The following is a 17557-nucleotide window of genomic DNA, read 5'->3' on the forward strand; positions in this document are numbered from 1 at the left end:
ATAAGGGGGGTTGCCCATTCTCCCGCCAGCCTCGATCATGAATAAAGCCCACTTCAGTGCTGAATGATATGAGTCAAATGAATATCGCCCAGGTCGATCTCAACCTGCTGAAAACCTTTGAAGCCCTGCATGATGAGTCCAGCGCCAGCCGCGCGGCGTTACGCCTGGGCGTGACGCAATCGGCGATCAGCGCCGGTCTGCGGCGCTTGCGCGAGGTGTATGGCGATCAGTTGTTCGTGCGCACCGGGCGCGGCCTGGCGCCGACATTGCGGGCCAATCAGTTGAAGCCGGTGATCAGTGAGGCGCTGGACCGCTGCCGGCAAAGCCTGGCGTTGGTCAACCCGGATAACCAGCAGTACCAGGGTCGGTCGGTGGTGCTGGGTTTATCCGATGATTTCGAGATTGCCTATGGTCGCCGGCTGATCGTTGAAATCGCCCGGCGAGCGCCGAAGTTGCGGGTGATCTTCCGTCAGACCCACAGCCAGATTGTCGCCGGCGCCTTGCTTGAGCGCACGCTGGACCTGGCGATCACCGCTGGCGGGTTCGCACACAGTCGGTTGAGCCGCCAAGTGCTGGGGGAAGGTGATTATCGTTGCTTGGTGGATTCAGACCAGGCACGCATCAGTCTCGATGAGTTCGTCGCACGCGACCATGTCTTGGTGTCTTCAGGCGGGTTTATCGGGATTACCGACGAAGGCTTGGCCGCGCAAGGGCTGAGCCGCCACGTGTGCGCGTCGACCAGCCACTTCGCCGCACTGCCCTTTTTGCTCAAGGGCAGCCAGGCGGTGGCGACCATTCCTGGGCACGCAGCGCAGGCCATCGCTGACATGACCGGCCTGCGTGTACTGCCTTGCCCGCTGCCCCTGCCACGCTACCCGGTGGAGCTGGGCTGGAGGACCCAGGCGCAGCTTGATCCGATGTTGCTGAAAGTCCGTGAGGCGATTGTGGCGAGCTTTATTTAGCCGCTGCCATCAACTTGTTGACTTCACTGCGCACCATGTTGGAGAACTCCGGGGGCGACATGCCGTCGAGTTCCGCGCGCACCCACTCGGCCCACTTGCCCTTGCGCTTGGCGCGCTCACCGAACAAGCGTGCCGCTTCGCCCTTGGCCTTGCCGAGGTTGGTTTGCCACAGGTCATAAAGACGGGACTTTTCATCTTCCAGCTCGGCGCGTTCGGCGAGGGTCTTGTTGGCCAGATTGAAGCTCATGTTGAATTACCTGCTGCACAAATAGACGACATCTTACACTGTAGGTCGAAATTTCCTGATTCGGATTTTGCTCCAGGCGCGGCGACGGCAAAAAAACTGCAACTTTTGCCACACGCCGACACTCCATTGTTCACTGTCACATTCACTCGCAAGGAGTCACACAATGGCCCGCAAAACCGCTGCCCAAGCCGTCGAAGACCAGATCAAGGACCAAGCCTTCAGCGAACTCACCGCGCTGATCGAAGAATCGGACAAACTGCTCAAAAGCAGCGCCTCCCTGGTCGGCGAAGAAGGTGAAACCCTGCGCGAGCAGGTCGCCATCAAACTCAAGCAAGCGCTGGATTCCGTGTCCAACGTTCGTGAACGCAGCAAGCCGGTGGTAGACGCCACCGAGACCTACATCGGTGGCCACCCATGGCAGACCGTCGCGATCTCCGCAGGTTTCGGCCTGGTCGTTGGCCTGCTGCTGGGTCGCCGTAACTGATCGAACCGGGCTGCGCCAGCACTGGCGCAGCCTGTCTTATTGCTCGACCAACTTACGCAGCCCTGCCAGTTCCTGCGCATCCACTTGGATGCCCTGCTCGTCCGAACGCACCCGCGTGCGATGACGTCGATCCCCCGGTAACCGTCGCAACCCCGCCGCATGCATCTGCCGCACCAGTTCCTGGCTGCGCTCTGCAAAGCTTTGCCCGGCGGTTTTGCTCGGGTCGATCACGATCAACAGCTGGCCGGTCCATGGCGTGCGCGCGCCGGGGTGGTCTGCCCAGTTGAATTCAAAGGAGAAGTTGCCACCGGTCAATGCCGCCGCCAGCAGCTCAACCATCATCGACAACGCCGAACCTTTGTGCCCGCCAAACGGCAGCAACGCGCCACCTTCCAGAATGGCCTTGGGGTCGCGGGTCGGCTGCCCCAGACTGTCGACGCCCATGCCCGGCGGCAGCAATTCACCTTTGCGTGCGGCGATTTGCACGTCGCCATGGGCAATGGCGCTGGTGGCCAGGTCGAACACGATGGGCATGCCGTCGGCGCGGGGTGCCGCGAAGGCGATGGGGTTAGTGCCGAACAGCGGGCGGTCGGCGCCGTGGGGCACCACGCAGGTCATGCTGTTAACGACACTCAGGGCCACCAAGCCTTCTTCGGCGAAGGGCTCGACGTCCGGCCACAGGGCCGCGAAGTGGTGGGAGTTATGAATCGCCAGCAACGCAATGCCGGCACTGCGCGCCTTCTGCACCAGCAATGGCCGCGCCGCTTCAAGCGCAGGCTGGGCGAAGCCATTGGCGGCATCCACCCGCACGAAACCCGACGCCACATCGCTGACCCTGGGCTCGGCCTTGCCATCGACCCAGCCGCTGGCCAGCGTGCTGAGGTAACCCGGAATGCGGAAAATGCCATGGCTGTGGGCACCATCGCGCTCAGCGCTGGCGCAGTTGTGCGACAGGATCTGGGCAACCGTCGCCGACGTGCCGTGACTGACAAATATCGAGTGCAGCAACGCCACCAATTCAGCAAAGCCGATTGCAGTGACAGGGCTTTCACCAGAAAAAGACTGGGCAGGCATCTGAAGCTCCGATTTTATGATTGGAAGGGGCAAACAGCGTGAATCCAGCCCGCTGATTAAACAACGCAGCCTGCTGCCACTGTCAATCGGTGATTGCCGCGTATCAGCTATGTACCCCCTGGATCGAGCCTGTCGCACTTAGCCTGTGGGTCCTTTCTCGACGTTAAGGACGCACACCATGGCTCGGGCTACACCACCGTATTTTTTTGATGAGTTTTTGTTGCCGGTGCGCAAGAACGAGCCATCGCCACGCGACGCGCCCTGGAAGACGATACTGGCCGCCCAACGGCAAAGTCAGGGCCAAGACGCTGGACGATGCACGGCAGATCTTCATGAGCCACGAAGACAAACGCATGGACATCATCTTGGCGAACGCAGACTCCGTGACCTACCTGATCACGCAATTGCGACGAGAACTGGATGAGGGCGCCTGAACGGCGCCCTCGGAACCCGAGTGATCAGTCTTTCTGGTCACGCAGGATATTGCCCGATGCGCCATCGATACGCGCCTCATAAACGGTGCCATCGGACTTGCGGCCTTTGACTTCCCAGTAACCGTTGTCATCCGCCTCGGCGGCGTAAACCTCGACATAACCGGCCTTGGTCTTGGCCACCTCAATCGCCTTTTCGATGGTGATCCAGCCCGCGCCCGGTTTATCGGCCAGGGCGGCGCCCGCACTCATCAACGCAGAGGTTGCACACAGGGCGATTAATGTTTTCTTCAGCATTTTCGTACTCCATTGGGATTGACTGACATATGTCCTGAATTTTTTAGGTCGCCCCAAACGAGAATAAGTTCCAATTGATGTGCAATCGCCATGATGGCTGTTCTCGCCGCCTGCCCTGGGAGGTTAGAATGTGGGAAATCAGGATGAGTTAATGAGCGAAAAGTCCCTCTCAGAAGCCGAATATGACGCCATCACCGACGCCGCCGCGCATTGGTGCATGCGCCTGCACGCGGGCGATTGCACGGCCGGTGAACGTCAGGCTTTTGCGCAATGGCATGATTCCCACCCGCTGCACGCGTTTGAATACGCCGCGATGCTGGAGATCTGGGACGTCGCCGACCACCTGCCGCGCCATCAACCCATGCCGGTGGTAGCGCCCTTCAAGAAGCCACGCAGTCGCCTGCGCACCTACGCGGTCGCGGCAGCGATCTGCCTGGCCGCCCTGCCCATCGCCGCGTTCACTGGCTGGGAAGCGGGCTGGCTGCCCAGTTCTTATGAGCGCTTCGAGGCTGCCAGCGGTTTGCGCCAGGTTACGCTTGGCGATGGCAGCCAGGTGGAACTCAACCTGGGCACTGAGTTGGTCTACAGCCATTACAAAGACCAGCGTCGCGTGACCCTGAAGAAAGGCGAAGCGTTCTTCAAAGTCAGCCATGACGCGACCCACCCGTTTATCGTGCACGCCGGCGAAGGTCAGGTGCGGGTCACGGGCACCCAGTTCAACGTGTGGAAGTATGAAGACCAGGTGCGCGTGATACTGCTCGAAGGGTCGGTGCAGATCGCCAGCGACAGGGTGCATGGCAGTGTGCCGCTCACCCCCGGCATGCAAGCCAGCTACCAACAGGGTGACGCCACGCCACGCGTCCAGGCGATCAACCCCAACGACACCGCGCTTGCCTGGCGCCAGGGCAAGCTGATTCTCGACAACCTGGCCCTGGCCGACGCACTGCCGCTGATCAACCGCTACCTGAGCAAACCGGTGATGCTGGCCGACGCCAACACCGGCACGATTCGCATCGGCGGTATCTACAACATCAACGAGGTCAGCAACCTCGTGCCCTCCCTGCCCAAGGTCCTGCCGGTCTACCTGACCCAGAACCAAGACGGCAACCCCGTACTCAACGCCATTCCGCGTAAAACCCCAAAAGGCTGAGCCCTCGCCAGCAGGCACGGGCTTTTGCATGCCCGAAGTGTCCGAATTTTTTACACCTGCCTGCCCTGTACCGCCCATGGTGAGCGCGTTCATCGTTTTGTCATCCGCGGTGTTTCAACGTTGATACAGCGAGGTGAAGCGGTTGTGCAATGGCGCAGCAGGCGTGGCTTGAGGGCGTGTTGTCTCACTGCTGATACAGGGCTGCCATCACTTTGCCGTGTGTTAACTCCAACCCATTGAATAGCAACGAAAAATCAAAAGCGGCACGGCTTCTGCTCTCTCCTTGACAACGCTGTTTAGGGTCAGCGTGAAGAATAAGGAATGCCGCCGTGATCACACTCACTCAAGGTTCGATGAACGTACTGCTGGCCAGCTGTGTACTCAGCGCCAGCATCAGTTTTCCGACCCTGGCGGGTGACGGCGTGATCGTGACAGGCCGCGACGTACAGGGTCACATGTACGGTCGACCTGCATTCGGTAAAGACCCCTACCCCACCACTGCTAACGCCAATCCGAGTCGCGAGATCCTGAGTTCCACGGGAGAACTCAGTGACATGGACATCCGTGGCATCAGCAGTGGCTCGAGTATCACTCGCTCTGTCCTTCCAAACGGCACTATTCCTGGGCTGAACAACACCCAGGGCAGTGTGTCGACACTCGGTTCCGGCACAGCCGTCGGCCATGGTGCCGGTGCCGCCATGGGCGGGCAGATCAGTGACTCGATCCAGCGTGGCATGGCGCCCTTGAACGGTATCGGCAGCATGATGGGGGGCAAATAATGAAACCTTCCCTGCTCCTTCTCGCCCTGCTGGGCAGCGCCTCGGTCATGGCTGACAACACCGCCGTGATGAACAACAGCGGCCAAGCCTACAACGGCAACTTGATGATCAACCAAGCAGCCGGCAACCAGCAGCAGACCGCCAATAACCGCGCCGTTGCGCTCGGTGGCCAGGCGACGACCAGCAATATCCAGCGGATGGACGGCAAGGTCGACCCCTCCCTGAACGCCAAGGCGGCGATCGAAGGTACTTCTTTTACCAATGGCAACGGCATGTTGGGCATCAACCAATCGGCCGGGGCCAATAACCAATCAGTCAATGCGGTGCGGATCAGCGTCAATCCTGGCCCGCAAAGCATCGACGACAGCGTCCTGTTGCAACAGAACACGACGACGCTGGCAACCGACTCAGGGCTCACCCCCACCACTGGCAGCCGCCAGGTCGTGACAAGCGACCAGGCCTTCACCGGCAGCCGAGGAGTGATTCAGGTGAACCAGAGTGCTGGGGTGGGGAACCGAGTGGCTAACACCCTGGGCATCACTATCAAGTAACCGCTTGGTAGCACGCGTAGACCGTACCAACACTTAACCAACTAATTAGAAGCAAGGAGAAACACCATGAAACCTCAAATGGCCCTGAAACCAATGGTTTTCGCTCTCGCCGCACTCATGGCTGCTGCTGCTCAAGCAGGTGGCTGGCACCCAGCGCCTCAAGTTACCGGCGTGGTTGCCTCCGTAGTGACTGATGTTCAAAACAGCGCGGGCAACAAGTTCGATGACACCAAAACCGAAAACAATGCCTCTGCCGATGGCTCGGTGACTGGCAACAGCGGTAACACCGGTGTGAACGTTCAAGCCGGCAGTGGCAACCAAGCCGACAACTCCGGTGCCATCTCCAGCGCCAAAGGCGACTTCGCAACCGTGTTTGCCGTGGTCGATGTAAATCAAAACAGCGGGCTGAACAACTTCGTCAACAAAGGCACGCAAAACAACGCCTCCCTGGACAACTCGGCTAACGGTAACTCCGGCAACCTGGGCTACAACGGCCAGGCTGGTCAAGGCAACCAAGGCAAAAACAACCTGGCAATCACCACGGCTGATGGCAAAAACATCGCAGCCGCCGCCAACACCGAGCAAAACTCGCTCGCCAACAACTACCTCAACACCGCTACTACCAGCCACGGTTATGGTTATGGCAGCAAACCTCAGTATGTATCGAACAACTCCAGCCTCGACAACTCGGTTAACCGCAACTCCGGCAACGTAGGTGTGAACCTGCAATCCGGTGCCGGTAACCAAGGCAGCAACAGCCTGTCGATCGGCCAGGGTTGCAGCGTCTGCGCCAGCGGCGTGCGCTTCTGATCCAACGGGGCCTTGGCAACAAGGCCCTTTTTTATTCCAGTGTCCAGCAGGTCAGACGATCATGCGCCTCGCGACCCTCACCCTCCTGATGTTGCTCACCGGCCCTACCTGGGCAGGCACCATGGCGATCTCTGCCATGCCTGGCGGTGCAGTCATCTACAAGAAGGTCGAGAGTATCCGTGAACGCCGGTTCGCCAACCTGGTGGAACAGAAAACCGACTTCAGCTGCGGTGCTGCGGCACTCGCCACCATTCTGCGCCAGGGCTATTGGCTCGACGTCGACGAAGACCATGTGATCAAAGGCATGCTGGTCAATGCAGACCAAGACCTGGTACGCACCCAGGGTTTTTCCATGCTGGACATGAAGCGCTACCTCGAAAGCATCGGCATGCGTGCCCGGGGCTACAAGATCGGGCCGGAAACCCTGGCGACGGTGAAAATCCCCGTGGTGGTGCTGCTGGAGATTCGTGGCTACAAGCACTTCGTGGTCTTGCAGCGCGCGGACAAGGACTGGGTCTACATTGGCGACCCGGTGCTCGGCCACAAGCGCTACTCACACGATGACTTCGTCAATGGCTGGAATGGCATCGTCTTCGCCGTGCTGGGTGAAGGTTACGACAAGGCCAACGCCTTGCTCGACCCGCCCCTGCCCCTGACCGCCAAGAACCAGTTGAATGAGTTCAGGCCGGTTGGCGATGCCGAGCTGATGGATTTCGGTTTCATCCAGAGCGACTTCTTCTAAGAAGCGCAATAAGGGGCAGGACGCTCCAGGAGCAGAAGATGAACACTCCCCGTTGGCTGACGGTCTTGTGTCTGGCAGCCTCAATGCCCGCTTATGCTTCGTCGGGGTTCAAACCGATCGAACTCAAGGACTCGGAAATGGCCGAACTGCGCGGCCGCTATGTGATGCCGGGGCGAATCATCAGCTTCGGTATTGTCATGAGCAGTACGTGGACCAATGCCGTGGGCGACACCATCACCGGCAAGGCCAGCATGCAAGTCGACTCGTCCACCATCACCCCGCAGTTCTACGTACAGACCACCGGCTCGACAGGTAACGGAACAAACCCCAACACGGGCACGGGTAATGTCAGCGGAGGGGCCGGCCTGGGCACCGGTTCGGGCGTGACCCAAAGCGTGCGCACCGCCGGCGACGGCAACACCGCCTATAACAATGTCGGCATCAACGTCACCGAGAACGGCTTTGCCCCTTCCAACGTCGTGCAATCCGGGCATGTGCTGGTGGCCGGCGGCACCGTGACCGGCGATAGCGCGGCAGGCCGCGTGAGTGTGTCGGCCAACAATGGCGGCTTGCAGATGGCGATCCAGGGCAACCATAACCAAGGCAATAGTCTCCAGCAGATTGGCGGCGGCCAAGTGCTGCAAGGCACTGTATTGACGGGTGATAGAAACTTCGTCAGCAACATGACCCAGCTCAATGTGGTGATGAACAACGGTTTGAACAACCCGGCACTCAATTGCAATCTTGATCAACTCAAAGGCCTACGCACTCTCGGTTATTGAACTACGCTGACCCTCGACACTTACGCATTAGAAAAGGACGGCTTATTTCATGCATCGATCGTTATCGCTACGTGCGGTGGTCTGTTTAAGTACGCTCTTGCCCGGATCCATGTTGTATGCCGCGCCAGATGCCGATATCGAAACCCTCAAACGAGAACTTCTGGAACTCAAGCAGCGGTACGAAGTGCAGCAAAAAGCCTTGGCGGTGTTGGAACAACGTGTGCGCCAGGTCGAAGATACGCCGTCGACACCAGCGCCCAAGCGCCTGGCGAAGTCCCCTGCAGACTTCCAGAAGGCCAGCGGTGCCACCGTGGCAGGCACTGGCGCTGCGGCCGCATCCGGTGGAGCGGGCGGCGGGGGCAGTTCCTATGGCCAGTCCCTCAAGGACGATTCGGCGCCTGCGCAAAGCGTGAGCAACCTCTATAACGAAGCCAGTGGCTTTTTTGGCAACGGCAAGTTCAGCTTTGAAACCGGCATCACCTACGCGCGCTATGACGCGCGCCAACTCACGCTCAACGGCTTCCTGGCGCTCGACTCGATCTTCCTCGGCAATATCAACCTGGACCGAATCAAATCGGATAACTGGACCCTGGACCTGACCGGCCGCTATAACCTCGACAACCGCTGGCAGTTCGACGTGAACGTGCCGGTGGTGTACCGCGAATCAACCTACCAGTCCGGTGGTGCTGGCAACAATGGCAACGCCACGTCTGAGGAGTCGGTAACCCGCGACCCCACCATTGGTGATGTCAACTTCGGCTTGGCCTACAAGTTCCTGGACGAAACCCCTACCCTGCCCGATGCCGTGGTGTCGTTGCGCGTAAAAGCGCCTACGGGCAAAGAACCGTTTGGCATCAAACTGGTGCGCTCCACTGCCAACGACAACCTGTATGTGCCGGAAAACCTGCCGACGGGTAACGGCGTCTGGTCTATCACTCCGGGCATCTCGCTGGTCAAGACCTTCGACCCGGCCGTGTTGTTTGGCTCGTTCTCCTACACCCACAACTTCGAAGAGTCGTTTGACGACATCAGCAGTGACGTCAACCAGAAAGTCGGCGGCAAAGTCAGCCTGGGTGACAGCTTTCAGTTTGGCGTCGGCGTAGCCTTCGCGCTGAACGAAAAAATGAGTATGTCGTTCTCGGTCTCAGACCTTGTGCAGCGCAAGAGCAAGCTCAAGCCCAGCGGTGGGGACTGGCAATCGGTGGTGTCCAGCGATGCGAACGCCGGCTACTTCAACGTGGGGATGACCATTGCCGCGTCGGATAACCTGACGATCGTGCCGAACCTGGCGATCGGCATGACGGATGATGCGCCAGACTTCACGTTTAGTCTGAAATTTCCGTACTACTTCTAGTGGTGTGTTTGAGGGCCCCTCAAGACCACCATTGCCGACAGCCAAAAGGAAAAGCCCCGCAACGATAAGGGTCGTTGCGGGGCTTTTCGGTTTACCCGCCCTAGCGGATCTGGTGTTTGTGCAGCAACCGGTAGAACGTGGGCCGGGAAACCCCCAGCACGCGGGCCGCGACACTCAGGTTGTCGCTGTGCCGGTTGAGCACGTCGCACAGCGCCTGGCGTTCGGCGCGGTGTTTATAGTCTTCCAGTGTAGCCATCGGCGGCGAAATTGCCTGTTGCCCAGGCAATCCCAGATCAACGGCTTCTATCTGGCGCCCTTCGGCCAGTACCAGGCCCCGGCGCACACGGTTGGCCAGCTCGCGGACATTGCCCGGCCAGGCGTGTTTGCCCATCGCGACCAGCGCCTCGTCACTGAAGCTGCGCGGGCGCCGGCCGGTTTCCTGGCTGTAGAAACGTGAAAAGTGGTTGGCCAGCATCGCCACGTCGCCATGGCGCTCACGCAGCGGCGCGGTGACCACTTGCAAGACGTTGAGGCGGTAGTACAAGTCTTCGCGAAAGGTGCCCTTCTCGACTGCGGCCTCCAGGTCCACGTGAGTCGCCGCCAACACCCGTACATCCACCGGAATCGGCTGGCTGCCACCCACGCGCTCGATCTGTTTCTCCTGCAGGAACCGCAGCAGGTTGGCTTGCAGTTCCATCGGCAAATCGCCGATCTCGTCGAGAAACAGCGTGCCGCCGTTGGCCGCTTCAATACGCCCGACCTTGCGCTGATGGGCGCCAGTAAACGCGCCCTTTTCATGGCCGAACAGTTCGGATTGGATCAAATGCTCCGGAATCGCCCCGCAATTGATCGCCACAAACGGCTTGGCGTGGCGTTGGGATTGGCGATGCAGGGTCTTGGCGACCAATTCTTTACCGGTGCCGCTGTCACCGCGGATCAATACCGGGGACTCGGTGGGCGCCAGTTTGGCCAGCAATTTGCGTAATTCGCGGATTGGCCGGCTGTCTCCCAGCAACTCATGCTCGGGCTCATCCACGGGGGTGTGGCCCTTGCCCCGCAGGCGCGCCATGCCGAAGGCGCGGCCCAGGGTGACCTGCACGCGGGCCACATCGAACGGCAAGGTATGGAAGTCGAAAAACCACTCACAGACGAAGTCGCCCACATTTTGCAGGCGTAACACATCCTGGCTGAGGACGGCGATCCACTCGGTACCGCTACGGCCGATCAGTTCCTTGACCGCCTCGGGGCGCTCCAGATGGTAAGGCTGCAAGCGCAGCAACCCCACGTCGCAGGAGCGCTCGCCCACCGCCTCCAGGGCACAGCTGTCCACCTCCCACCCGGCGGTGCGCAAACCGGGCAATAGCCCGTGGCAGTCGTCACAGGGGTCGACCACGAGCAAGCGACGCTGCACAGGTGTAACAACCATGACTATTCCTTGGCGTCAAAATTGTTAAAGTTATTTAGAAACAACGGTTTGTGACGCCTGGCGGTAACACTAGCAAGATCTTGACGCGGCCCTTGTACCGTTTCGCGATAAGTCTGGGCAAAAAGCCACCTCGCCACGCTTAGCGCAAAAAAGTTTAGGGTTGCCGAAACTTTCAATCAGCTTTCAAAACAGCCGCTTACATGACGTTAATCACTAAACATCGAAAATAGTTGCTCTAACATGTGACCCGTACCCCGCCATCGTGCATCAGTACAAGTAACCCGCCGCACGGTCAGCCCAACCGCCGGCACTCACTTGAATGGGCAATGAGAGAGAACCCACATGAACGCCCCGCTCCGCATCAACGAAGCTCTTTTGATCGCAGACCGTGCCTTCCAGCCCTTTCAGTGCGTGGCCTGGCACGATGGCAATGGCGCCCTCAGCCTGAGCGTCATCGACCGCACCAATACCCGTATCGGCAGCAAACAATTGTCGTCGAGCACCTACAGCGACCCGGCGCAGTTGGAAAACTTGCTGTTGCAAGCCCGCGCCGAACTCGACAAAGATGGCCACCAGTTGCAATCCTGGGCAATGCCGAAGTAAGTCGGCACTGTAACTTGCGCGCCGTGGATTAATGGCGCGCAAGTTCAGTGTTAGAGCGTCAGTTGCTTATTGGGCGGCGAGGATAAACCGTTCAATGGCTTGCGCCGCGCCATCCTCGATGTTGCTGCCGGTCACCACACTGGCCTGGCGCTTGACGGCTTCTTCCGCCTGCCCCATCGCAATCGAAAACCCCGCCTCGTGAAACATCGCCGGGTCATTGCCGCCATCACCGATCGCTGCCGTCTGCTCAATAGGCACACCCAGGTGCGCGGCCAAGGTCTTCAAGGCCTCGCCCTTGTTGGCCAGCATCGCCGTCACGTCCAGATACACTGGCTGTGAGCGCGACACATGGGCCAGCCCCTGCACCTTGGGCTGCAATTGCGCCTCCAGTTCCACCAGCAACTGCGTGTTGTTACTGGCGGCGACGATTTTGTCGACCCGGTCCAGGTAAGGTTCGAAACTCTCCACCACGACCGGTCCGTAACCCAGGCCATCAGCCTCGCGCTGCACCATGGGCCCCGGCGGATCACGGCGCAGCCAGTCGCCATCGGCAAACACCCACACTTCCACGTCCGGCTCGCCCGAGAACAACGCCAGCGTCACCAGTGCCGCTTCCGCCGGCAGATGATGGGCAACCAGGATGCTGCCATCCGGGTTGATCAGGGTGCCACCGTTAAAGCCCGCCACTGGCACATCGATACCGAAGGCTTCGATCAGTTGCAACATAGCCTTGGGCGGTCGCCCGCTGGCCAAGCTGAAAAACACCCCGCTGTCGCGCAGCGCACGCACCGCGTCGGCAGTGCGTTGGCTGAGGCTGTGATCCGGATGCAGCAAGGTGCCATCCACGTCACTGAGGATAAATCGGATGGGATGAATCGCTGCGTCACTCATCCGAGGCTATGCCAGGTACGGCCATCACGGGCCAGCAAGGCATCGGCGGCTGCCGGACCATCTTCACCCGCCTTATAGGCCTGGATGCCGTCATCTTCCTTCCAGGCATCGAGGAACGGCTGCACCGCACGCCAGCCGTTTTCGATGTTGTCGGCGCGCTGGAACAAGGTCTGGTCGCCGGTCATGCAGTCGTAGATCAGGGTTTCGTACCCGGTCGATGGCTGCATCTCGAAGAAGTCCTTGTAGGCAAAGCCGAGTTGGATATTCGCCATGTCCAGGGTCGGCCCGGGCTTTTTCGCCAGCAGGTCGAACCACATGCCCTCGTTGGGCTGGATCTGGATTTTCAGGTAGGTGGGCTTGAGCTCGTCCACCTCGGTGTCGCGAAACTGCGCATAGGGCGCCGGCTTGAAGCAGATGACGATCTCGGTGTCGCGCACGCTCATGCGTTTGCCGGTGCGCAGGTAGAACGGCACGCCGACCCAGCGCCAGTTGTCGATCATCACCTTGAGGGCGACAAAGGTCTCGGTGCTGCTGTCAGGCGCCACATTGGCTTCTTCGCGATAGCCCGGCAGTTGCTTGCCGCCGATTTCTCCGGCGGTGTACTGCCCGCGCACCGAGTTGGCCCGCGCATCTTCCAGCGACCAGGGGCGTACCGCACCAATCACCTTGGCTTTTTCACCGCGCACAGCGTCGGCACCAAAGGCCGCGGGCGGCTCCATGGCCACCATCGCCAGCAACTGGAACAGGTGGTTGGGCACCATGTCGCGCAGGGTGCCGGTTTTTTCGAAGAAATTGCCCCGGGTTTCAACGCCGACGGTTTCGGCGGCGGTGATTTGCACGTGGTCGATGTAATGGTTGTTCCAGAACGCTTCGAACAGCACGTTGGAGAAACGGCTGATCAGGATGTTCTGCACCGTTTCCTTGCCCAGGTAATGGTCGATGCGATAGATCTGCTTCTCGCTCATCACCTTGAGCAGGCTGGCGTTCAGCGCCTCGGCGGTGGCCAGGTCGGAGCCGAAGGGCTTCTCGATGACCACGCGACGGAAGCTGTCGTCGGTTTCCGTCAGCAGGCCGGCACTGCCCAGGCGCTGCACCACTTCGCTGAAGAAGCGCGGTGCGGTGGCCAGGTAGAACACCGCGTTGCCGGTGCCACTGTCGGCGATCTTCTTGCCGATGTCGGCATAGGTGCTGTCGTCGAGAAAATCGCCCTCGACGTAGCTGATACCCTTGGCCAATTGCGCCCACAGCTCAGGGTCCAGGGCATTATCGGCGTTGCCCTTGACCTTGCTCGCGGCCTCGGTGCGAATGAAGTCCTCGAGCTTCTTGGCGAAGTCGGCATCGCTGATGGCGTTGTGGTCAACGCCGACAATGCGCAAACCGTCGCCCAGCAAGCCGTCACGGCTGAGGTTGTACAGCGCCGGCATGAGCAGGCGCTTTACAAGATCACCATGGGCACCAAACAGAAACAGGGTGGTGGGTGGAGCGGGTTCGGCCTTGGGTTTCTTGCCGTTGGCGGTCATTTTTTGGAAGTCTCCACGTGACCACCAAAGCCGAAGCGCATGGCAGAGAGCATTTTGTCACCGTAGGTGCTTTGCTGGCGCGAGCGGAAGCGGGCGAACAGCGAAGTGGACAGCACCGGTACCGGCACGGCTTGTTCCATGGCGGCTTCGATGGTCCAGCGGCCTTCGCCACTGTCGGCGACCGAGCCGGAGTAACCGTCGAGTTTCGGGTCGGTGGCCAGGGCGTCGGCAGTCAGGTCCAGCAACCAGGACGAGACCACGCTACCACGGCGCCAGACTTCGGCGATGTCAGCCACGTTGAGGTCGAAGCGCTGGTCTTCCGGCAGGTTTTCCGAGTTCTTGGTCTTGAGGATGTCAAAACCTTCGGCGAACGCCTGCATCATGCCGTACTCGATGCCGTTATGGATCATCTTGACGAAGTGCCCGGAACCCGCAGGGCCGGCGTGGATGTAGCCCTGCTCGGCACGCGGGTCGGCGCTGGCGGAGCGGTCCTTGGTGCGCGGGATGCTGCCCAGGCCAGGGGCCAGGCTCTTGAAGATCGGATCAAGGCGCTGCACGGTCTCGGCGTCGCCACCGATCATCATGCAGTAGCCACGTTCCAGGCCCCAGACGCCGCCGGAGGTGCCGACGTCGACATAGTGCAGGCCTTTTTCAGCCAGGGCCTTGGCCCGGCGAACGTCGTCCTTATAGTTGGTGTTGCCGCCGTCGATGATTGCATCACCGTCTTCCAGCAGCGTGCTCAATTCGTTGATGGTGTCTTCGGTGGGCGCGCCCGCTGGCAACATGACCCACACGGTGCGCGGCTTTTGCAGCCCGGCAACCAGGGCCTTGAGGTCGGCGACGCCGGTGGCGCCCTCTTCGCTCAGGCCTTTTACAAATGCTTCGTTACGGTCGTAGACAACGGTGGTATGCCCATTGAGCATCAGGCGCCGTGCAATATTCCCGCCCATGCGGCCTAGTCCGATAATCCCCAGTTGCATGTGCTGATGCTCCTAACTACTAAAAAATGTGTGACATAGTTTATAGCGCAATGAGGCTAATGAGGGTTAGTCCAGCGCGGTTACGTGTAGTTTCATGGAAAAAAGTTGCCATCGTTTCACCATCACGGCACAGAAAGTCACAGGACCATCAAAAATAAAAAAGTTCCCTTGCCCGCAAAAAGAATTCAGAATTACCTCCGACTGCTGCCGAGAACCTCGACTCAAGCGTTCTGGCACACCGCGATACACCGGCTATTTGCGAGGTAAGCAATGAGCACTGCACAGATGAACCGTCCGCCACAGACCCTCTACGTCACTATCCGCCGTGACGAGCTGCGCCAGTTGAAAGACGAACGCGAACAGTTGCAGCAGGAAGTCATGCGCCTGCGCTCGCACATCATCCAAGCCCATCTGGACCAGCCTACCGGCGCCCAGCCTGCACTCTGCTAAGCCTGGTCATCACTTTGTAAGATAACGTCTACACAAATCTCACAAAGTTTTCACACGCCCCTCCCGATACTCCCGCCCGAAGGGCCACCCCATGCAAGGGTGGCCTCTGTTGCGCGCAGCCCTGCGTGTCGACTGAAAATTACCGGGTTGGAGCGCTGGATGGCGATGTTCGAACGCAGCACCAAGTCTGCGAAAGGCTTTGATTGGGCTGGCCTTGGCTGGCTATTCCTGTTTTTCTGGTATTTCTCGGGTATTACCCAACTGCTGATCCAGCTCAGCGGCACGGCCGGTTTCAGTGGTTTTCGCCAAGCGTTCTTCATGAGCGCGATCTGGCTGGCGCCGCTGCTGATATTTCCCCGTCGTACACGTTTGATCGCCGCCTTGCTCGGTGTGGTCTTGTGGGCCTGCTCCATGGCCAGCCTGGGATATTTCTTTATCTACCAGCAGGAATTTTCCCAAAGCGTCATCTTCATCATGTTCGAGTCGAACATCTCCGAGGCAGGTGAGTACGCCACACAATACTTCGCCTGGTGGATTGTGCTGGCGTTCATTGCCCACACCGCCGTCGCCATTTTCCTCTGGACCCGCGTACGCCCCGTTTACCTGCCGCGTGGCCAGGCACTGCTGGCGGCGACCGCGATCCTGGTGGGCATCATTGGCTACCCGTTGGTCAAGCAGATCGCCCGCAGCGATACCCTCGACGATGCCCTGGATCGCTTCGAATCGCGCATCGAGCCCGCCGTGCCGTGGCAGATGATCGTCGCCTACCGCCGCTACACCGAGCAACTGGACAACATGCAAGGCATGCTCGACAGCGCCAGCCAGATTCCGCCATTGACCAACCTCAAGGACACCATGGCCGGCCAACCGTCGACCCTGGTGCTGGTGATCGGCGAGTCCACCAACCGCCAGCGCATGAGCCTCTACGGCTACCCGCGCAACACCACGCCAGAGCTGGACAAGCTGCGCGACCAATTGGCGGTGTTCGACAACGTCATCACCCCGCGCCCCTACACCATCGAAGCACTGCAACAGGTACTGACCTTCGCCGACGAAGAAAACCCGGACCTGTACCTCAAGACCCCTTCGATTGTCAGCGTGATGAAACAGGCGGGCTACAAGACCTACTGGATCACCAACCAGCAGACCATGACCAAGCGCAACACCATGCTCACGACCTTTTCCGAACAGGCCGACGAGCAGGTGTACCTGAATAACAACCGCAACCAGAACGCCCGCCAATACGACGGTGATGTGCTGGCACCGTTTTCCAAGGCCCTGGCCGACCCGGCGGAACGCAAATTCATTGTGGTGCACCTGTTGGGCACCCACATGAGCTACCAGTACCGCTACCCGCCGACCTTCGACAAATTCACCGACCGTCAGGGCGTCCCGGCGGGTGTGAGCGACGATCAACTGCCTACCTACAACAGCTACGACAACGCCGTGCTGTACAACGACTTCGTGGTGTCGAGCCTGATCAAGGACTACGCCAAGACCGACCCGAATGGCTTCCTGCTGTACCTGTCAGACCATGGCGAAGACGTGTTCGACTCGGCGGGCCACAGCACGTTGGGTCGCAATGAAGCCAACCCGACGGCGCCGATGTACACCATCCCGTTCATGGCCTACGCCTCGCCGAAATGGCGTGAAACCCACGACTGGAGCTTTGCGGGCGACTTGCAGCGGCCTTACAGCAGCTCGCAGTTGATCCACACCTGGGCGGACCTCGCCGGCTTGAGCTTCAACGAGCTGGACCGTACAAAAAGCCTGGTAAGCGACAACTTCAGGCCGCGCCCGCAGATGATCGGCAACCCCTACCTACGCCAGCAGAAGCCGCTGATCGACTTCAGCCTGATCAAGCCCAAGAAGGTCAACCCGACCGATGTGGTGCTTCAGGAACCGCCCGCTCTGTAACAGAAAGATAACAATCATTCTCGTTTAAGCCTAAAGTTCCCCTTCTCCTTTCGTCTTTGAGCCATGGCCTTTTCTTACTGAGAAGGCCGCAAAGACGACAAGGAGTC

At 59.7% G+C, this 17557-nt stretch carries 19 protein-coding genes; 12 read left to right on the forward strand and 7 right to left on the reverse strand.

Translation table 11 applies throughout. The features are described from left to right. Positions 1-68 precede the first annotated feature (68 nt). Positions 69-962 carry a LysR family transcriptional regulator gene (locus CWC48_RS27875; RefSeq protein ID WP_078048134.1) on the forward strand — a complete coding sequence of 298 codons (894 nt, stop codon included), beginning with the start codon at positions 69-71 and terminating at the stop codon, positions 960-962. On the opposite strand, the gene CWC48_RS27880 is transcribed toward CWC48_RS27875, so the two are convergent. Then, a complete protein-coding gene (locus tag CWC48_RS27880) occupies positions 955-1209 on the reverse strand; it encodes a hypothetical protein (protein ID WP_003190904.1) in 255 nt (84 codons plus the stop codon). The genes CWC48_RS27875 and CWC48_RS27880 overlap by 8 nt on opposite strands. A gap of 163 nt (positions 1210-1372) precedes the next feature. Here CWC48_RS27880 and CWC48_RS27885 point away from each other — a divergent pair, with 163 nt between their 5' ends. After that, positions 1373-1693: a YqjD family protein gene (locus tag CWC48_RS27885; protein ID WP_016979401.1), complete on the forward strand. Its 321-nt coding sequence runs from the start codon at positions 1373-1375 to the stop codon at positions 1691-1693. A gap of 36 nt (positions 1694-1729) precedes the next feature. On the opposite strand, the gene CWC48_RS27890 is transcribed toward CWC48_RS27885, so the two are convergent. Together CWC48_RS27890 and CWC48_RS27895 are read right to left on the reverse strand one after the other, a co-directional pair. Continuing rightward, positions 1730-2767, reverse strand: a complete 1038-nt coding sequence (locus CWC48_RS27890) for an Ldh family oxidoreductase (protein ID WP_100490918.1) — start codon at positions 2765-2767, stop codon at positions 1730-1732. A gap of 458 nt (positions 2768-3225) precedes the next feature. Beyond that, entirely contained in the window at positions 3226-3495 is a 270-nt protein-coding gene (locus tag CWC48_RS27895) for a PepSY domain-containing protein (protein WP_099492653.1), read from the reverse strand. Between the two features lie 151 nt (positions 3496-3646). On the opposite strand from CWC48_RS27895, the gene CWC48_RS27900 reads away from it, so the two are divergent. The 7 genes from CWC48_RS27900 to CWC48_RS27930 all read left to right on the forward strand — a co-directional run bounded on the left by CWC48_RS27900 (position 3647) and on the right by CWC48_RS27930 (position 9663). After that, positions 3647-4645: a FecR family protein gene (locus CWC48_RS27900; RefSeq protein WP_100490919.1), complete on the forward strand. Its 999-nt coding sequence runs from the start codon at positions 3647-3649 to the stop codon at positions 4643-4645. 329 nt (positions 4646-4974) lie between these two features. After that, positions 4975-5424: a hypothetical protein gene (locus tag CWC48_RS27905; protein WP_078048130.1), complete on the forward strand. Its 450-nt coding sequence runs from the start codon at positions 4975-4977 to the stop codon at positions 5422-5424. Beyond that, positions 5424-5975 carry an adhesin gene (locus CWC48_RS27910; protein WP_099492648.1) on the forward strand — a complete coding sequence of 184 codons (552 nt, stop codon included), beginning with the start codon at positions 5424-5426 and terminating at the stop codon, positions 5973-5975. Before CWC48_RS27905 ends, CWC48_RS27910 begins: the two co-directional genes overlap by 1 nt. A 66-nt stretch (positions 5976-6041) precedes the next feature. Next, entirely contained in the window at positions 6042-6785 is a 744-nt protein-coding gene (locus CWC48_RS27915; protein ID WP_100490920.1) for a hypothetical protein, read from the forward strand. 61 nt (positions 6786-6846) lie between these two features. Next, a complete protein-coding gene (locus tag CWC48_RS27920; RefSeq protein WP_078048127.1) occupies positions 6847-7527 on the forward strand; it encodes a C39 family peptidase in 681 nt (226 codons plus the stop codon). A gap of 38 nt (positions 7528-7565) precedes the next feature. After that, on the forward strand, positions 7566-8309 hold the full coding sequence (locus tag CWC48_RS27925) for a hypothetical protein (protein ID WP_078048126.1): 744 nt from the start codon (positions 7566-7568) through the stop codon (positions 8307-8309). Positions 8310-8358: 49 nt separating this feature from the next. Beyond that, on the forward strand, positions 8359-9663 hold the full coding sequence (locus CWC48_RS27930) for a hypothetical protein (protein ID WP_078048125.1): 1305 nt from the start codon (positions 8359-8361) through the stop codon (positions 9661-9663). 100 nt (positions 9664-9763) lie between these two features. Here CWC48_RS27930 and CWC48_RS27935 read toward each other — a convergent pair whose 3' ends face one another. After that, positions 9764-11089, reverse strand: coding sequence for a sigma-54 dependent transcriptional regulator (locus tag CWC48_RS27935; RefSeq protein ID WP_078048124.1), 1326 nt, complete (start codon positions 11087-11089; stop codon positions 9764-9766). Between the two features lie 342 nt (positions 11090-11431). Here CWC48_RS27935 and CWC48_RS27940 point away from each other — a divergent pair, with 342 nt between their 5' ends. Beyond that, a complete protein-coding gene (locus CWC48_RS27940; protein ID WP_078048123.1) occupies positions 11432-11692 on the forward strand; it encodes a hypothetical protein in 261 nt (86 codons plus the stop codon). A 66-nt stretch (positions 11693-11758) separates the two neighbouring features. Here the strand turns inward: CWC48_RS27940 and CWC48_RS27945 are convergent, their stop codons facing one another. The 3 genes from CWC48_RS27945 to gnd are packed head-to-tail and all read right to left on the reverse strand — an operon-like array spanning position 11759 to position 15083. Continuing rightward, positions 11759-12583 carry an HAD family hydrolase gene (locus CWC48_RS27945; protein WP_100490921.1) on the reverse strand — a complete coding sequence of 275 codons (825 nt, stop codon included), beginning with the start codon at positions 12581-12583 and terminating at the stop codon, positions 11759-11761. Further along, entirely contained in the window at positions 12580-14103 is a 1524-nt protein-coding gene (zwf, locus tag CWC48_RS27950) for a glucose-6-phosphate dehydrogenase (protein ID WP_078048121.1), read from the reverse strand. The genes CWC48_RS27945 and zwf overlap by 4 nt, the downstream gene beginning before the upstream one ends. After that, positions 14100-15083, reverse strand: coding sequence for a phosphogluconate dehydrogenase (NAD(+)-dependent, decarboxylating) (gene gnd, locus CWC48_RS27955; RefSeq protein ID WP_034104618.1), 984 nt, complete (start codon positions 15081-15083; stop codon positions 14100-14102). The genes zwf and gnd overlap by 4 nt, the downstream gene beginning before the upstream one ends. 270 nt (positions 15084-15353) lie before the next feature. Here gnd and CWC48_RS30300 point away from each other — a divergent pair, with 270 nt between their 5' ends. Continuing rightward, entirely contained in the window at positions 15354-15533 is a 180-nt protein-coding gene (locus CWC48_RS30300; protein WP_157806788.1) for a DUF6026 family protein, read from the forward strand. Between the two features lie 159 nt (positions 15534-15692). Next, positions 15693-17450 (forward strand): phosphoethanolamine transferase CptA, encoded by a 1758-nt coding sequence (locus CWC48_RS27960; protein ID WP_099492638.1) that lies wholly within the window; start codon positions 15693-15695, stop codon positions 17448-17450. Positions 17451-17557 lie beyond the last annotated feature (107 nt).

Source organism: Pseudomonas sp. S10E 269 (genome assembly GCF_002798465.1).
GTDB classification, from domain to species: Bacteria; Pseudomonadota; Gammaproteobacteria; order Pseudomonadales; family Pseudomonadaceae; genus Aquipseudomonas; species Aquipseudomonas pergaminensis.

Excerpts from the sequence above, each read along its gene's own strand:
- CWC48_RS27875 (WP_078048134.1), top strand. The coding sequence starts at position 69 with ATGAGTCAAATGAATATCGCCCAGGTCGATCTCAACCTGCTGAAAACC.
- CWC48_RS27880 (WP_003190904.1), bottom strand. The coding sequence starts at position 1,209 with ATGAGCTTCAATCTGGCCAACAAGACCCTCGCCGAACGCGCCGAGCTG.
- CWC48_RS27885 (WP_016979401.1), top strand. The coding sequence starts at position 1,373 with ATGGCCCGCAAAACCGCTGCCCAAGCCGTCGAAGACCAGATCAAGGAC.
- CWC48_RS27890 (WP_100490918.1), bottom strand. The coding sequence starts at position 2,767 with ATGCCTGCCCAGTCTTTTTCTGGTGAAAGCCCTGTCACTGCAATCGGC.
- CWC48_RS27895 (WP_099492653.1), bottom strand. The coding sequence starts at position 3,495 with ATGCTGAAGAAAACATTAATCGCCCTGTGTGCAACCTCTGCGTTGATG.
- CWC48_RS27900 (WP_100490919.1), top strand. The coding sequence starts at position 3,647 with ATGAGCGAAAAGTCCCTCTCAGAAGCCGAATATGACGCCATCACCGAC.
- CWC48_RS27910 (WP_099492648.1), top strand. The coding sequence starts at position 5,424 with ATGAAACCTTCCCTGCTCCTTCTCGCCCTGCTGGGCAGCGCCTCGGTC.
- CWC48_RS27915 (WP_100490920.1), top strand. The coding sequence starts at position 6,042 with ATGAAACCTCAAATGGCCCTGAAACCAATGGTTTTCGCTCTCGCCGCA.
- CWC48_RS27920 (WP_078048127.1), top strand. The coding sequence starts at position 6,847 with ATGCGCCTCGCGACCCTCACCCTCCTGATGTTGCTCACCGGCCCTACC.
- CWC48_RS27925 (WP_078048126.1), top strand. The coding sequence starts at position 7,566 with ATGAACACTCCCCGTTGGCTGACGGTCTTGTGTCTGGCAGCCTCAATG.
- CWC48_RS27930 (WP_078048125.1), top strand. The coding sequence starts at position 8,359 with ATGCATCGATCGTTATCGCTACGTGCGGTGGTCTGTTTAAGTACGCTC.
- CWC48_RS27935 (WP_078048124.1), bottom strand. The coding sequence starts at position 11,089 with ATGGTTGTTACACCTGTGCAGCGTCGCTTGCTCGTGGTCGACCCCTGT.
- CWC48_RS27940 (WP_078048123.1), top strand. The coding sequence starts at position 11,432 with ATGAACGCCCCGCTCCGCATCAACGAAGCTCTTTTGATCGCAGACCGT.
- CWC48_RS27945 (WP_100490921.1), bottom strand. The coding sequence starts at position 12,583 with ATGAGTGACGCAGCGATTCATCCCATCCGATTTATCCTCAGTGACGTG.
- zwf (WP_078048121.1), bottom strand. The coding sequence starts at position 14,103 with ATGACCGCCAACGGCAAGAAACCCAAGGCCGAACCCGCTCCACCCACC.
- gnd (WP_034104618.1), bottom strand. The coding sequence starts at position 15,083 with ATGCAACTGGGGATTATCGGACTAGGCCGCATGGGCGGGAATATTGCA.
- CWC48_RS30300 (WP_157806788.1), top strand. The coding sequence starts at position 15,354 with ATGAGCACTGCACAGATGAACCGTCCGCCACAGACCCTCTACGTCACT.
- CWC48_RS27960 (WP_099492638.1), top strand. The coding sequence starts at position 15,693 with ATGGCGATGTTCGAACGCAGCACCAAGTCTGCGAAAGGCTTTGATTGG.